This is a genomic window from Rhodococcus sp. WWJCD1, from assembly GCF_002258735.1.
In the GTDB taxonomy this organism is placed as follows: Bacteria; Actinomycetota; Actinomycetes; order Mycobacteriales; family Mycobacteriaceae; genus Rhodococcoides.
This window is the reverse complement of the sequence record NZ_NOXY01000009.1, coordinates 1-13,975: the sequence shown is the minus strand read 5'-3', so window position 1 is coordinate 13,975 and position 13,975 is coordinate 1. Positions and strand designations below refer to the sequence as shown.

Below are 13,975 nucleotides of genomic sequence, written 5' to 3'. Positions count from 1 at the left end.
GTCACGTTGCGCGGGTTACGAACTCAGCGCTGCCTTCGCGGCGCGATCGGCCAGCGTCTCGCCGCCGATCGACCAGTCGTCTTTCGACACCTCTTCGATGGTCGCCCAGACACTGGCGGGCTTTGCGCCGGTGACCTCGACGTAGGTCGACGTCAGCTTCTCCAGCAGTTCCTTCTTCACCTCGGGCGACTGTCCGGGGGTTTGAACGATGTGCAGTATCGGCATTGCAGCTCCTGACAACGGGAGGGAAATGTCGGCCGGTCGATCCGACCGCTGTGAACGCTGCCGACGCTAACAGTGTGTACCGAGCCATGTACCGGCAAGTGGCCGTTGTCACATATCGAAACTGCTATACCCCGGACAGCCATCCGCTTGCCAAAGCCGCGCGTTGCACGATCTCGGCGTAGTCGGTTCCCTGCATGGCGGTGAGGCCGAGCCTCTCCTCCAGCGCGGGCCCGTCGGAGATCGATTTCCACTGCAGGATGGGATCCGGTTCGATCGCCGACCGTGGCCGCAACGACACCAGATCGGGGTTGGTCTGCAGGAGATGCTGGAACAAGATGTGGCGGCTGGTGTCGGCAACCACGAGGTCAGGTGCCCAGCCGGCCGCATGCAGGGCGGTGAGGAGTGAGCTTGCGTAGAGCGGGGCCTTCGCGGTGTCGAACCACAGAAGTCGTTGAGTGACGAGCTGCGACCACGTGACGGTGGGGCCGGCGGCGAACGGGTGGTGTTTGCCCACCACGACGCCCAGCTCCTCGCGCCACACCTGCGCGGCGACCAGCCGGTCGTTGTCGAGCGGCAAGCGCGCGAGCCCGAAGCTGAGCTCTCCGTGCTCGAGCAGTGTGGCCTGTCGCGTCGAGCCGGCCGAGCGCAGTTCGATGCTGGCCGAGGTTCCCATTGCATCCCGTGCCTGTCGCTCGAGCGCTCGTTCCACCAACTCGATGACGTGCGACGGAACGCCCGAGCACACCCCGATCGACCAGTTGTGTTCTGCTCGCATAGCATTGGCAACTGCCGCTCTGAACTGGGTGGGAATGGTCTCCACGCCGTCGAGGAAGATTCTGCCGGCAGGCGTCAGGGTCATCCCGCCGGCCGAGCGGGCGAACAGTTCGACGCCGACACGCGCTTCGAGCTTGCGCAGCTGATTGCTCAGACTCGGCTGGGCGATACGCAATTCCTTGGCTGCCGCAGACACGCTGCCCTCACGGACCACGGTGAGGAAGTAGCGGAGATGGCGCATGGCGATCTCGTCGAGGTCGGTCATCTTCGGCTCGCCGGGCCATATCCTAGAGACATAGCCCCTAGGCTATACCCCCTACGCTGATTCGGTCTTACCCGATACCGATCTCCTGTCGCTAGCCTCGTCTAGGTCGACACACCGCCGTGTCGGTCCATCTGCATTCACATCACTCGTGCGTACACGACGAGCACGCGAACGGAGCATTCTCGTGACATCCACTGCACGTACCAGTAGCGGCGACACTGCCGCATTCGCATCGAACGATGTCGTCGGATCCGCGTTGGTCGAAGATGCGATCGAGGCGGCCTCTGCAGCCACGCCTGCCCGGCCGGCATCGCGCCTGTCCTTCTGGCTGGTCACCGCCGCCACCGCGCTGGCCCTGGCCGCCAGCGGAACACCCTCGCCTCTGTACGTCGACTACCAGGCGAACTGGGGATTCTCGGCCACCACGATCACCCTCATCTACGGGATCTACGCGGGCGGTGTGCTGCTCGCCTTGCTGACGATGGGCGGTCTGTCCGATCGCATCGGCAGGCGTCCGGTGATGCTCGGCAGCATCGGAGTCCTGGCGGCGAGCATGGTGGTTTTCGTGTTCGCAGACAACGTGGGATGGCTGTACGCGGCCCGTGCGATCCAGGGTGTCGCCACCGGCGTGTTCACCGGCGCTGCCGGTGCTGCGTTGTCGGAGTTGCACTTTCGCCGCGATCATCGCGTCGCGTCCCTGGTGAACAGCACGGCGACGGCGTCGGGCATCGCCTTCGGTGCCGTGCTCACAGGCGTGTTGGCGCAGTGGGCGCCGGCGCGGTTGGTGACCCCGTACCTGGTGGTGGCCGGACTGTCCGTGGTGGTTCTGGTGGGGATCGCGATCTGGGTTCCGGAGACGGTGGCGAATCGCCAGTCGTTGCGCAGCAGCCTGATCAGAATCCAGCGACTGAGCCTGCCCGCGGGTATCCGCCGCGAGTTCGCCATCGGGGGACTCAGCGTGACCGCGGCGTGGTCGGTCGGTGGCCTGTATCTCGCGCTCGGCGGCACCATCGCGAAGGAACTTCTGCACGTCAACAATCATCTGGTGGCCGGTCTGGTCATCCTGGCCGTTCAGGGCGTCGGCGGGGTCAGCCAACTGATCTGGAATCTCACCAGGCCCGCGGCCACCATTCGCTCGTCGGCACTGGTTGGATCTGCTGCGCTGATCGTGGGCCTCGTCCTTGCCTCGATCGGACTTGCCACGTCCACCTCGGTGACCTTCTTCGCCGGAGCCATCGCAACCGGTGTCGGCTTCGGCCTCGCCTTCATGGCAGGAACGCGACGGGTGACCCAGGCGGCACCCGATGCCCAGCGCGGCGAAGTGCTGGCCGCGTATTTCGTGATCGCGTACATCGCGATCTCCGTGCCCGCCATCATCGCGGGGTTGGTGTCGACACACCTCGGCATCACCGAGACCTTCTACTGGTTCGCCGGTATCACCTCGCTGATCGCGGCGGTGGTCTTCGTGTCCAGTGCCCGCGAGCACAATCCCTGATTCAAAAGTGGATGCATGGATCACGCTCCCCGGATCAGCCCGTCGGTCCGGGGAGCCCGCGTTTCACCTGGGGACATTACCGAGTACATAGCTATCGTTAACGCGCTGTTCACGGCCGGTTTCGTGGTGCGGGTCACGACTGCCCGTCGCCGGTTGCGCAACTCGAATAGCTTTCCTAACTTTCTCCCTGGGACGCGACGACGCCTCCCGCAGAACGTGTGTCACGATCCGACACTTTCTCAGCGGACTGGGGGCTCCATGATCACGAACATCGATGTGACGCTGCGAGACGGCGGCTATCGAAACGGTTTCAACTTCACACTCGACTATGCACTCGAGCACGCCCGGCGAAGCGTCGATGCAGGCTTCGACTGGGTCGAAATCGCCTATCTCAAAGGCTCTTTCGATCCGTCGAAGAGCACCGGACTGACCGGGCGAGGTGATCCGGACTACGTGCGAGCACTGGCGCAGCACATCGGGCCCGATCACACCGGTCTGATCGGACACCCGAAGAACATGAGCTACGCCGACGTGGCGGCATCGTACGACGCGGGGGCGCGATTGATGCGGTTGTGCCTGACGCAGTCGCCGGCGGAGTCCGATTTCGCGATGCTCACGGCAGCCAAGGACATGGGATTCACCGTGTGCGCCAACTTGACTCGCGTCAGCCGTCTCGCACCTCGGGAGATCGCCGATCTCTCACTGCGTGCCAGCGAGGCCGGTGCGGACGTGGTGTACCTGGCCGACTCCAACGGCAGCCTCCGCCCCTCGGATGTCGGATCGCTGATCAATCTCGTGGAGATCGTCACCCCGGCCGCGGCGGGTCTGCACGCCCACAACAATCTCGGATTGGCCCTCGCCAACGCCCTCGCCGCTGCGGGCAGCGGTGCCACGTGGATCGACTCGTCGGTTCTCGGCATGGGCAAAGGTGCGGGCAATCTCATCGCAGAGCAGTGGATCGCATACCTCGATCGTGATCCCACGCTCGACTCACGAGCAGTGGATCTCGGTACCGTACTGGAGCTTTCGGATTTCCTTGCCGCCTCGGTCGCGGAGTCGCGGCCGGCAATTCCGATGACCGATCTGCTGATGGGCCACTTCGATCTGTCCATCGACCAGCGTGAGCACTTCCGCGGCAGCCATCGGGACTCCGTTCTCGCGGCCCGGGACCTGCACGGTATCGCCTCGTGACGCGGGGTCGTGCCGTGGTCTTCGGGCCCGTCCAACCGGTGTTCGATCCGGGTTTCTTCGATCCGATCAGCGCCTGGCTACGGGCGGCGGGCTACGCGGTGGAGCTTGTCGATACCCTCGCCGTTCTCGAGGACGACGCGATGTCCGTGGCCGACGTGGCCGCCGAATGGCTGCGTCGTCGACCGGAGCTGTCGGAATCGAACCTGTTCTGCGGTAACGCATTCGGCGGCGCAGTGGTTCAGGCAATGTTGCCCGCGGTAGGGCCCGACGCCGCGGTGTTGACCGTGTCGGCACCGACGATCGCCGACGCCTCACTGGCACAGCGACTCGGCGAGGTAGCGGAACTTGCCCGGCACCGGAGGATCGACGACGCTCTACGCACCTTGGACTTCTACGTCCGATCGCACTCTGTGCGGTCTCCGTCCGTCGAGGGTGCGGCAACCCGTATCGACGACATCGACGACGCCTGCCGCCGGATCGAGATGGGGATGTCGATGCTGACCTCCATCGACCTCGAATCTGTCGTTGCGGATCACCGAGGACCGATGCTTGCGATCGTCGGCCAGGAATCCAGATTGGTCACCACGGCAACCGTTCGTGTACCCGAACACGGTGTGATCGCCGATATCCCTCGATCCGGAATGCGTCCACATCGAGACAACTGGCCGGCCGTCGCGCGCGCTCTCGCGGCCCACCCGATATTCGCAGATGCGCGAGACACGAACCGCCACAACATCGAAGGAGCGGCATGACCACCATTGCAGTATTGCCCGGCGACGGTATCGGTCCCGAGGTGACCGATGCAGCGCTGCCGATCATTGCTGCTGCAGGCCTCGACTGGACACTCGAATTCGGTGACGTCGGATGGTCCTGCTGGCAGACCGAGGGCAACCCGGTTCCGGAACGGACGTGGGATCTCATCGACCGGACGGACGGGTGTCTGCTCGCGGCGATCACCAGCAAGCCGTTGCGCGAGGCGGAGGCCGAACTGCCCGTGGAGCTTCGCGGCACCGGTGTGCGATTCGTATCGCCCGTCATCCAGCTTCGGCAGCGACTCGGCTTGTACGCCAACCTGCGTCCGGTCACGGATTACCGCGCAGACACCTTCGCCTTCGAAGTGGTCCGCGAGAACACCGAGGGGTTGTATGCCGGATTCGACTACCACGGACTCGACGGCGAACTCTGGGATCTGGTGTCGAATCACCCCAATGCGGCCGCCTCGGGACCCGCGGACACCAGTGTCAGTCTGCGCCTGCAGACCCGGGTAGGAATCGATCGGCTACTGCGCTTCGCCTTCGAACGTGCGGTGGTGGGTGGGCACTCGCTCGTCACGCTCGCAGACAAGCCGAATGTGCTGCGGCAGAGCAGCAACTTCCTGCGCGGACGGCTCGAGACCATTGCCGCCGACTACCCCGATATCGACTTCGAGATCGCCAACGTGGACGCCGTCGCACTGTGGATGGTCAAGAGCCCTGGGCGATTCGGCGTCGTCGTCGCCGAGAACATGTTCGGAGACATCCTCTCCGATCTCGGCGCGGGGGTGATGGGAGGGTTGGGATTGGCCAGTAGCGCGAACATCGGCGACGGTGGGTGCTACTTCGAGCCGGTCCACGGCAGCGCGCCCGGGATGGCAGGAGCCGGGCGAGCCAATCCGATGGCCATGATCCTGACCATCGCGCAGCTCGCCGAGCATCTGGGTGAGGACACCGCGGCCTCCCGAATTCGCACCGCGGTATCGAACGTCATCCGTGCCGGGACCACCGTTACGTACGATCTCGGCGGTTCCGCCAGCACATCCATCGCCGCCAAGGCCATCATCGAGGAGCTATCGTGACACTGCCCGCACCCGCGCTCGACGACGTGATCGATCGCCTCCGCCTCACGGACACCGCCGCAGTGTCCGATGCCCTCGACAGCCTCGGCATTCCGGGTGTGCTCACCGGAATCGCTTGTCGGGTACCGGGAGTGACCATGGTCGGGGTCGCCTACACCGTCACGTACGGGCCGGTGGAAGATACGACAACCTTCCACAATGCCGCCAACTACATCGACGACGTACCCGCAGGGGCGGTCATCGTCGTCGACAACGGTGGCAGCCTCGAATGCACCAACTGGGGCAACATCCTGACCGCGGTGGCCATGCAGCGCGGTGTCGCCGGCACGGTGATTCACGGTTCCGCCCGCGACATCGCCGAGATCCGAAGTCGCGGGTACCCCTTGTTCAGCACAGGGGTGTCGATGGTCAGCGGAAAGAATCGCGTCACGCTCGCGGCAACCGGCAACGACATCGATGTACACGGGGTGCGAGTGAGCCCGGGCGATGTGATCGTCGCCGACGACAACGGTGCGATTCGGATTCCTCGGGCGATCGCGGAGGCGGTGGCCGAGCGCGCAACGCAGGTCGACGAAACCGAACGACGCATCGCCGACGCAGTTCGGGCCGGTGCTCGATTGGACCGAGCGCGAAGCGAATTCGGCTATGCGACACCGTGGGAGCCGGCACGGCCGTGATGGTGGACCCTGCGCAACGGGAGGTCGTGGATATCCACCATCACGCCGGGGTCGACACGCTGCGGCGACGGCGCACCGTGCTGGAGGCGGGTGAGGAGTATCGGCGGCTCGCAGGATGGGTGGTGGTCAAGTCTCACCTGGCCTCCACCACCGCGGTCGCCTGGGAGGCTCGCAGGCGAGGACTACCGGTATCGGGTTCGGTGGTGCTCAATCATCTTGCGGGTGGTCTCGATCCGAGGGTCGTCGAGCAAGCAGTACTGACCCACGGGCCCGATTCTCCGGCTCGCCCGCTGATCTATCTGCCGACACTGACAGGGCACGCGCACGCCCCGTCGCAGGATGCGTTCCATCCGGACATCGGTGCCCGCAGCGTGGGCATACGTGTGAGTGACGACGGGGGCCGCTTGCTGCCCGAGACCGTCGAGGTGATTGCCGCCTGTGCCGATCTGCCGGTTGTGTTGGCCACCGGTCACTGCGTGCGCGACGAGGTGATGCGCGTCGTCGATTGTGCTGTCGAGCACGGAGTTTCGCGCATCGTCGTCACGCACGCCACTCACCCCATCGTGGGGCTGACCGATGACGACCTCCGTGCCCTCGCGGATCTCGAACAGGTCTTCATCGAACTCACCGGTCTGACGTACATCCTGAAACGGCGGACGCCTGAGGAACTTCTGACGGCCATCGGGGCGCATCCGCGGGTGATCCTCAGTTCCGACCTCGGGCAGCCGGCCAGTCCCGATATCGAGGAGTGGCTGACCGAGACGCGAGCGTGGTTGCGGAGCAATGGTGTGTCCGAGCGCGAGATTCGTGAGCTGCTCGTCGAACGGCCCTCGAGACTCATCGCGTCCTAGCAGGGGATTGGCACTCTCGGTCGTCGAGTGCCAAAATGGTGTTGCGTATTTTCGCGCACCGAACCCCAGCTCAGCCTGCCTGAGGAAGGAGATAACCGTGACAGTCACCTCCCCGAATGTCGACGCCCACGATATGGACGACGACATGTCGCCCAAGTGGTGGAACCGACGTATTCGTACCCGCGCTCAGGTAACCGAGATTGCCGTCATGTTCGGCGCGTTGTCGATCGTCTCGTTCTGGGCCGCCGGTCTGGGTATTGCCGCCGGCATCATCGCCGTCGCGGCAGCGCTGTGGGCCGACCGCACCCCCGACCTCACCGGGGAGCGCGCCGAACGTACCGACACGGCGTTGGCCATCGGCACCGGAATTCTCGGCATCATCGTCGGCGCGGGCTTCCTTGCGATGGTGTTGTAGAGCGACGGCGCGCGGAGAGTCCTCCAGGCCGGTCGACCGCACAGCGGTCGACCGGTTTCGTCGTTTCGAAGCGAATTCCTGGAGTATCTGCGACGGTCCGTTGCACTAACCGGGTTTATGTGTGACGCTGTGTTGCGTACACATTCTTCGTACATCTTGTTCGGACGCAGGCGGAAGGACCACCATGACTGCAGTCGACGACTCACGAACGCACTACCGCGACACCTTGCATGCGCTGTCGACGGCATCGGTGCACCAGCACTTCGACGCCTTCCTCGACATTCCGTGGGACGAGCCCGAGTACGCGATCGTTCCCAACGATCCGCGCTGGGTGCTGCCCGACGCGGACCCGCTCGGTCACACCGACTGGTACAAGTCACTTCCCCTGGACCGGCAGATCCACATCGGCATGTATCGCCAGGCCAGCATGGTCAAGGTGGGATTGCAGTTCGAGCAGATCCTCATCAGCGGCCTCATGCACTACGCCCTGACGCTGCCCAACGACTCACCCGAATTCCGGTACTCGACGCACGAGGCCACCGAAGAGTGCCACCACACGCAGATGTTCCAGGAACTGGTGAACCGCATCGGCATCGACGTGCCGGGCGGGCCGGCGTGGTTCCGCAAGATCGTGCCGGTGCTCGCACTGTTCGCCAGCCGATCTGCGCCGTTCGGATTCTTCGTCGGCGTCCTCGCGGGAGAAGAGCCGATCGACCACATGCAGAAGGGCGTTCTGCGTGCCGGGAGCGTCGGACACCCACTGGTCCAGCGCGTGATGCAGATTCACATCGCCGAGGAAGCCCGCCACATCGGCTTCGCGCATCAGTTCCTGCAGTACAAGGCTCCCCGCCTCGGCCCCTTCGAGAAGGCATCGATCTCGATCCTGACGCCGGTCATCATGCGACTGCTGTGCGACGTCATCATGAAACCGAGCAAGCAGATGCGACGCGACCTCGACATCCCCGACGAGGTAGTGGACGCCGTGTGGTGGAACAGTGACTCATCACGAAAGATACTGCGCGACACCTTCGGTGACGTACGCATGCTTGCCGGCGAACTGGGACTGATGAACCGAGTCTCGAAGCGAGTATGGCGCGCTCTCGGTATCGACGGACGGCCGTCGCGCTACCGCAGTGAGCCGTCGTTCGGCTGACCTTCTCGGACGGTGTCGAGAGGGACGGTTTCGAGAGGGACCTGGGGAATGGCGATACCGCGGGAGGCACCGAGTCCCTTGACCTGGAGCCAGATGGTGTCGGCCAGGAACGTGGCGAAATGGTCCAGGCCGGTACGTGATTCGGTTTGCCCGCTCCAACTGCGTACCGCGCCCATGCAGCCGGATACCAGTCCAGCCACCCACGGCCGTACCAGCGACCAGTCCTCGGGCGAGAGATCCGCGTGCACGATCGCGAGGAACGCGGCAACGCTCACTTCCAGTTGCTCGGCCAACATCGCGTTGGTTTCTTCGAGGGGAGTGGGCGATTCGGCGCTGACATCCTGTTCGACGAAACGCGTCCACGCGGGATGTTCGGCAACCCATCGCACGTAGGTGCTCACCGTGCGATGCACCACATCGCGTGGGGTGCCGGTCAACTCGAACGAGGTGACCAGGGCGGCCGTCAACTGGTCGCAGATGGCCCGCTGAATGGCGGTGTCCAGGTCGGTGCGATCTCGAAAATGTCGGTACAGCCCGGTGCGATGGACCCCGGCCTCCGCGGAAATCTGGGCGGTGGTGAGCCGTTCACCGGGTGCGATATCGCGGGCCAGCACCGTCATGGCGGCCGCGATGATATGGCGTCGACGATCGGTGTTGTGCTGTTCCCAACGCCGCTTGCGGCCGTCGGACTTGGGGCGTGACCCACCGTCGCTCATGCTGCATGTTCTCACGTCCGCACTGGCCGGGAGTGCAATGCCTCGGCACCGCTCCTACGCTGGCACCATGACCGACCACGCACAGAACCCGCCCCACGCGCACGAGACGACACCCGCTCCGAAGCTGACCTACGTGTTCGATGCGTACTGCGGTTGGTGCTATGGCTTCGAGGCTGCATTCGGCGACTTCGCGCGATCGCGTGCAGACTCCGCGGCGATCGAGGTGATCTCCGGTGGACTGTTCGTCGGTAATCGTGTCGGGCCTATCGGCGCTTTCACGGGACTGCATGCCGCCAACGAACGAATCACCGCCTTGACGGGCGCACAGTTCGGCCCGGCGTTCCGCGACCTCGTCGACGACGGAGAATTCGTCCTGGATTCGACCGACGCCGCACGCGGATTCGCAGCTTTGCGTGCCCAGGCACCGCATCGCAGTGTCGAGATCGCCCAGGCGCTCCAGAGCGCCTTCTATCTCGAGGGCGCGAGCCTGTCCGATGCCCGGACGTATCGCGCCGTGGCGGACCGGGTGGGTCTCGACGGCGGGCGAGCAGAAGCGGAAGCCTTCACCGACGCATCCACGGCAGCAGCCGAAGCGGACTTCGCGCGAGCGAGCAACTGGGGAGTGCGCGGCTTTCCGACCGTCGTGCTCGAAGTCCCCGGACGCGCACCGGTTGCCATCGGAAGCGCCACGAGCACCGCGGACGAATTGCGCGCCGAGCTCGACGGCTATCTCGGTGTTTCCAGCCCGGCCGGTCGACCCTGACACCGAAGGTTTTCGTGGATCGTCACGGCGTGCGCTTGCGTAGCGCGAACAGGACACCCGATGCACCGACCGCGACCACGAGGACCGCAACGATCCAGATCGGGAAGCCGCTGTTGTCCTCGACCACCTCGGTGTCCTGAGGTGCGGCCTGCGCGGCCTCGTTGGTGACGTCCAGGTCCGTGGCCGGCGGTGTTGCCGCCGCCGGGGATGCCTGAGTGAGCTGGAACGGGACACTGCCGGTGATCGGATGCCCGTCGGCCGAGACCACTCGATAGCCGATGGCGTACTCGCCTGCCGCGCCGAGGCCGTCGAGATCGACCGTCACCGTGCTGCCGTCGACAGCGGGATCCGATGCTGCCCAATCGATCCCGTCGGGCGCGATGACGGTGACGGTGGCGAAGTTCGACTGCACCGCCTGATTGAACGTCAAGGTCACCTCGTCCGGCGCGGCGTCGAGCGCGGCGTTCTCGGCAGGATTGCTCGACTGCAGAGCTGCGTGCGCGGACGCGGGAGCGATCGACAGTGTCGTCGCGGCGAGAACTGTGGCTGCAATAACGGCCAGGCGTTTCATCGAGTGCTTCCTTGCTATTCGTGTGGAGGTTCGCCGGTTACCTTGTGGTCGGCGAAATTGAGGCCCTCCCGCACGAGACGGGCGAGGTGGCCGTCGGCCAAGCGGTAGATGACGTTGCGGCCCTCGCGTCGGGTCTCGACGAGTCCGGTGAATCGGAGTTTGGCCAGATGCTGGCTGACGGCTGTACGCGAGGTTCCGGTGGCTGTGGTGAGTGCGCTGACGTCCGCGGGACCGCGATCGAGCAGCCACAGGATGTGGAGTCGGGTGGGATCGGACAGCATTCGAAAGGTGTCACTGGCAGTCGCCAGGCGGGCGGAGTCGGGTTGGACGGCATGGTCGAGACTGATGCGCGGTTCCTTCTTCGGTGGCATCGAACGTCTTCTCCCTACGCGGAGACGACGACCGGATCACGGGAGCGACTCCACAGGCGTGCTGCGGACAGTCCCGCAAGTGTAGCCAAGCCGGTGAGCACTGCCGCCGCGGTGAACTGTCCGAATTGCGCGCCCACCCATCCTGCGACCGGATACGTGAACAGAAACGCCGCATGAGACAGCGAGAACTGCGCGGTGAAGATCGACGTTCGAGTTCTCTCGTCGGATTCACGACGCAGAATTCTCGCCGACGGCGTGTTGATCATCGAGGTTCCGATGCCCAATATCGACCACGTGGTGGCGAGAGCAATCCAGGCCGTCGGCCCTCCGCTCAGGGTCGAGACTGCCGTTGCCGCGGCGGTTCCCGCGACGGCTACTGCGGCACCGGTGAGCATGAGGCGGTGATCGTTGGTGGCTCTGAGGGCTCGCGGGATGCACAGTGCTGCGACCATCGAGCCGGCACCGTAGAAGCCGAGCGCTATCGCCAGTTGACTGTTCGAGCCACCGAACAGATCGCGAACGTAGACCACGGAGTTGACGGTCACCAGTGCCGTCGCTGCGGCAACCACCGTGTTCAGTGCCATCATGCCCTGCAGTTCATGGCTTTTCACGAACGTCGTGATGCCGTCGGTCGGCCTGTTGCGCTCGGCCGCAACGTGCTTCGGCAGACGAGTGCCGATCACCATCACCGCGGAGACGACGAAGCCCAGCGCCGTCCCGACGAACAGTGTGTGAAAGCTGATCACCGTCAACAGTGCCGCCGCGATCAACGGGCTCACCAAGGATTCGAGGTCGTAGGCGAGCCGGGACAGCGTCAGTGCGTGGGTGTACTGGCGTGTGTCCGGAACGACCGACGGGATGACGGCCTGGAAGGTGGGCGTGAAGGTCGCCGACGCCGCCTGCAGAACGAAGACCAGGACGTAGATCTGCCATACCTGATCGATGAAGGGCAATGCCACCGCTGTGAGTGCCCGCACGGCATCCGCGCTGACGAGTACGAGCTTGCGGGGGAGTGCGTTCGTCAGGGACGAAACAATTGGTGCGACAAAGACATACGCGATCATCTTGATCGCCAGCGCGGTGCCCAGGACCGCTCCGGCGGAGCTGCCGGCGATGTCGTAGGCGAGCAGGCCCAGCGCCACTGTCAACAATCCGGTGCCGATCAGCGCGACGACCTGCGCCGTGAAGAGGCGTCGGAATGCGAGATTGGCGAGAAGCATGTGTTCAACGTACACATATGTGCGCACTTGCGCACTCATGCGTGTTGATGTGTGCTTCTTGCAGGCCAACTGCGAAAACTTTCGGTACCGTTGCGAAGTCGGCGTCGTAAACGAGGTGGGTCATGACCGTCACGCGTAATTCATCGAACGAGGTGATGCGCCGCGCCGTCGACCAGTTGCCGTCGATGATCGGCTACTGGGACTCCGGTCTCCGGAACGTCTTCGCCAACAAGGTGTATGCGAACTACTTCGGCATCGAGCCGTCGGTTCTGGTCGGTAAGCACATCAGTGAACTGCTCGGCGAGGCGCTGTATCAACTGAACTTGCCGTACATCACCGCTGCGCTCGGCGGTGAACAGCAGCAGTTCGATCGGACGCTCATCGACGTCAACGGTGCTGTGCGCGTTACCCAGGCCACCTATGTCCCCGACATAGTCGACGGCACCGTCGTCGGATTCACCGCGTTGGTCGTCGACGTCAGCGCGCGCGCCGAGATCGAACGGGAGCGCGATCGCGCGATACGACTGTTTCGAATCACGATGGAGAACGCCCCGATCGGCAAAGCTGTGATGACCCGCGACGGACGATGGCTCCAGGTGAACAAAGCCCTGTGCGAACTACTCGGCTACACCGCAGAAGAACTGCAGCAGAAAACTTTTCGTGACATCACCCATCCCGACGACATTCCCCTCGCCGACGAACACCTGAAGGGATTGGCCGACGGGACTCTGAGGAACGTGGCGTCGGAGAAGCGGTACATCCGCAAGGACGGTGCCACCATCTGGGTGCAGCGCAACGCGACCGTGGTGCGCGACGACGAATCCGGCGACGTGATCATCGCGCAGATCCAGGACATCACCGCACGCAAGGCCGCTGAAGCGCGACTCGAACGACAGGCGTTGATCGACGACCTCACCTCGCTGGGAAATCGTCGACGACTGATGACCGAGCTGAACAGTCTCAGAGACATGTCCAGCGATCGGCCGGTCGGGATGCTCTTCGTGGACGTCGACGCGTTCAAATCCATCAACGATAAATTCGGGCACGCAGTGGGCGATCGCGTGCTCGCCGCCATCGGCCGTCGCATCCTCGACAACGTGCGTGCGGACGATGTGGCCTGCCGCATCGGTGGAGACGAATTCGTCGCCCTGCTGCACACTGCCCGATCGGCCGAAGGAGTCGAACGCCTCGCAGACCGAGTCCGCGGCCTCCTCGCCGGTACCTACGACATCGATGGCACCGACATCCCGGTTTCGGTGAGCGTCGGATGGAGTTGGGAACCGACCACCGACCCGGACCAACTGCTGCGAATCGCAGACGAACGAATGTACTTGTCCAAGCGCGCCTGAGATCCGGATCAATGTGGGTGCCAGTCGGTCAGAGTGCAACAGAGTCGCATTCATCCGCCGTCGGGATGCGGGTGCGGTGGGGGGGTGCTTGGCCGGGTGCGGGGG

The 13,975-nt window shown here is 64.4% G+C and carries 16 protein-coding genes; 10 read left to right on the top strand and 6 right to left on the bottom strand.

The window, feature by feature from the left end; genetic code table 11:
- Positions 1-15: 15 nt before the first annotated feature.
- Positions 16-225, bottom strand: a complete 210-nt coding sequence (locus CH286_RS05320; RefSeq protein WP_032376103.1) for a tautomerase family protein — start codon at positions 223-225, stop codon at positions 16-18.
- Between the two features lie 124 nt (positions 226-349).
- Positions 350-1,264, bottom strand: coding sequence for a LysR family transcriptional regulator (locus CH286_RS05315; RefSeq protein WP_094608584.1), 915 nt, complete (start codon positions 1,262-1,264; stop codon positions 350-352).
- Positions 1,265-1,448: 184 nt separating this feature from the next.
- Between CH286_RS05315 and CH286_RS05310 the strand changes: the two genes are divergently transcribed.
- From CH286_RS05310 to CH286_RS05275, 8 genes are all read left to right on the top strand, one after another.
- On the top strand, positions 1,449-2,759 hold the full coding sequence (locus CH286_RS05310) for an MFS transporter (protein WP_176458145.1): 1,311 nt from the start codon (positions 1,449-1,451) through the stop codon (positions 2,757-2,759).
- Positions 2,760-3,017: 258 nt separating this feature from the next.
- A complete protein-coding gene (locus tag CH286_RS05305) occupies positions 3,018-3,950 on the top strand; it encodes a nucleoid-structuring protein H-NS (RefSeq protein ID WP_176458144.1) in 933 nt (310 codons plus the stop codon).
- Positions 3,947-4,702, top strand: coding sequence for a hypothetical protein (locus CH286_RS05300; RefSeq protein WP_094608581.1), 756 nt, complete (start codon positions 3,947-3,949; stop codon positions 4,700-4,702). Before CH286_RS05305 ends, CH286_RS05300 begins: the two co-directional genes overlap by 4 nt.
- Positions 4,699-5,784: an isocitrate/isopropylmalate dehydrogenase family protein gene (locus CH286_RS05295; protein WP_094608580.1), complete on the top strand. Its 1,086-nt coding sequence runs from the start codon at positions 4,699-4,701 to the stop codon at positions 5,782-5,784. Before CH286_RS05300 ends, CH286_RS05295 begins: the two co-directional genes overlap by 4 nt.
- Positions 5,781-6,461 (top strand): RraA family protein, encoded by a 681-nt coding sequence (locus CH286_RS05290; protein ID WP_217902905.1) that lies wholly within the window; start codon positions 5,781-5,783, stop codon positions 6,459-6,461. The genes CH286_RS05295 and CH286_RS05290 overlap by 4 nt, the downstream gene beginning before the upstream one ends.
- A complete protein-coding gene (locus CH286_RS05285; RefSeq protein WP_094608578.1) occupies positions 6,440-7,312 on the top strand; it encodes a DUF6282 family protein in 873 nt (290 codons plus the stop codon). The genes CH286_RS05290 and CH286_RS05285 overlap by 22 nt, the downstream gene beginning before the upstream one ends.
- Positions 7,313-7,409: 97 nt before the next feature.
- Positions 7,410-7,727: a hypothetical protein gene (locus CH286_RS05280; RefSeq protein WP_141215794.1), complete on the top strand. Its 318-nt coding sequence runs from the start codon at positions 7,410-7,412 to the stop codon at positions 7,725-7,727.
- Between the two features lie 184 nt (positions 7,728-7,911).
- A complete protein-coding gene (locus CH286_RS05275; RefSeq protein WP_037147063.1) occupies positions 7,912-8,880 on the top strand; it encodes an AurF N-oxygenase family protein in 969 nt (322 codons plus the stop codon).
- Here CH286_RS05275 and CH286_RS05270 read toward each other — a convergent pair.
- Entirely contained in the window at positions 8,853-9,596 is a 744-nt protein-coding gene (locus CH286_RS05270; RefSeq protein WP_094608577.1) for a TetR/AcrR family transcriptional regulator, read from the bottom strand. The two genes, CH286_RS05275 and CH286_RS05270, sit on opposite strands and share 28 nt — an antisense overlap.
- A 67-nt stretch (positions 9,597-9,663) precedes the next feature.
- Here CH286_RS05270 and CH286_RS05265 point away from each other — a divergent pair, with 67 nt between their 5' ends.
- On the top strand, positions 9,664-10,359 hold the full coding sequence (locus CH286_RS05265; RefSeq protein WP_094608721.1) for a DsbA family protein: 696 nt from the start codon (positions 9,664-9,666) through the stop codon (positions 10,357-10,359).
- A 22-nt stretch (positions 10,360-10,381) separates the two neighbouring features.
- Here CH286_RS05265 and CH286_RS05260 read toward each other — a convergent pair whose 3' ends face one another.
- Genes CH286_RS05260 through CH286_RS05250 form a run of 3 tightly spaced genes read right to left on the bottom strand, consistent with a single transcriptional unit; the run spans position 10,382 to position 12,521 of the window.
- Positions 10,382-10,930 carry a copper resistance CopC family protein gene (locus tag CH286_RS05260; RefSeq protein WP_094608576.1) on the bottom strand — a complete coding sequence of 183 codons (549 nt, stop codon included), beginning with the start codon at positions 10,928-10,930 and terminating at the stop codon, positions 10,382-10,384.
- A gap of 14 nt (positions 10,931-10,944) precedes the next feature.
- Positions 10,945-11,301, bottom strand: coding sequence for an ArsR/SmtB family transcription factor (locus tag CH286_RS05255; RefSeq protein WP_032376110.1), 357 nt, complete (start codon positions 11,299-11,301; stop codon positions 10,945-10,947).
- A gap of 14 nt (positions 11,302-11,315) precedes the next feature.
- Positions 11,316-12,521 carry an MFS transporter gene (locus CH286_RS05250; RefSeq protein ID WP_094608575.1) on the bottom strand — a complete coding sequence of 402 codons (1,206 nt, stop codon included), beginning with the start codon at positions 12,519-12,521 and terminating at the stop codon, positions 11,316-11,318.
- Positions 12,522-12,643: 122 nt separating this feature from the next.
- On the opposite strand from CH286_RS05250, the gene CH286_RS05245 reads away from it, so the two are divergent.
- Positions 12,644-13,870 (top strand): sensor domain-containing protein, encoded by a 1,227-nt coding sequence (locus tag CH286_RS05245; protein ID WP_094608574.1) that lies wholly within the window; start codon positions 12,644-12,646, stop codon positions 13,868-13,870.
- Positions 13,871-13,975: the final 105 nt, after the last annotated feature.

Excerpts from the sequence above, each read along its gene's own strand:
- CH286_RS05295 (WP_094608580.1), top strand. The coding sequence starts at position 4,699 with ATGACCACCATTGCAGTATTGCCCGGCGACGGTATCGGTCCCGAGGTG.
- CH286_RS05275 (WP_037147063.1), top strand. The coding sequence starts at position 7,912 with ATGACTGCAGTCGACGACTCACGAACGCACTACCGCGACACCTTGCAT.
- CH286_RS05250 (WP_094608575.1), bottom strand. The coding sequence starts at position 12,521 with ATGCTTCTCGCCAATCTCGCATTCCGACGCCTCTTCACGGCGCAGGTC.
- CH286_RS05315 (WP_094608584.1), bottom strand. The coding sequence starts at position 1,264 with ATGACCGACCTCGACGAGATCGCCATGCGCCATCTCCGCTACTTCCTC.
- CH286_RS05305 (WP_176458144.1), top strand. The coding sequence starts at position 3,018 with ATGATCACGAACATCGATGTGACGCTGCGAGACGGCGGCTATCGAAAC.
- CH286_RS05245 (WP_094608574.1), top strand. The coding sequence starts at position 12,644 with ATGACCGTCACGCGTAATTCATCGAACGAGGTGATGCGCCGCGCCGTC.
- CH286_RS05255 (WP_032376110.1), bottom strand. The coding sequence starts at position 11,301 with ATGCCACCGAAGAAGGAACCGCGCATCAGTCTCGACCATGCCGTCCAA.
- CH286_RS05320 (WP_032376103.1), bottom strand. The coding sequence starts at position 225 with ATGCCGATACTGCACATCGTTCAAACCCCCGGACAGTCGCCCGAGGTG.
- CH286_RS05265 (WP_094608721.1), top strand. The coding sequence starts at position 9,664 with ATGACCGACCACGCACAGAACCCGCCCCACGCGCACGAGACGACACCC.
- CH286_RS05260 (WP_094608576.1), bottom strand. The coding sequence starts at position 10,930 with ATGAAACGCCTGGCCGTTATTGCAGCCACAGTTCTCGCCGCGACGACA.
- CH286_RS05270 (WP_094608577.1), bottom strand. The coding sequence starts at position 9,596 with ATGAGCGACGGTGGGTCACGCCCCAAGTCCGACGGCCGCAAGCGGCGT.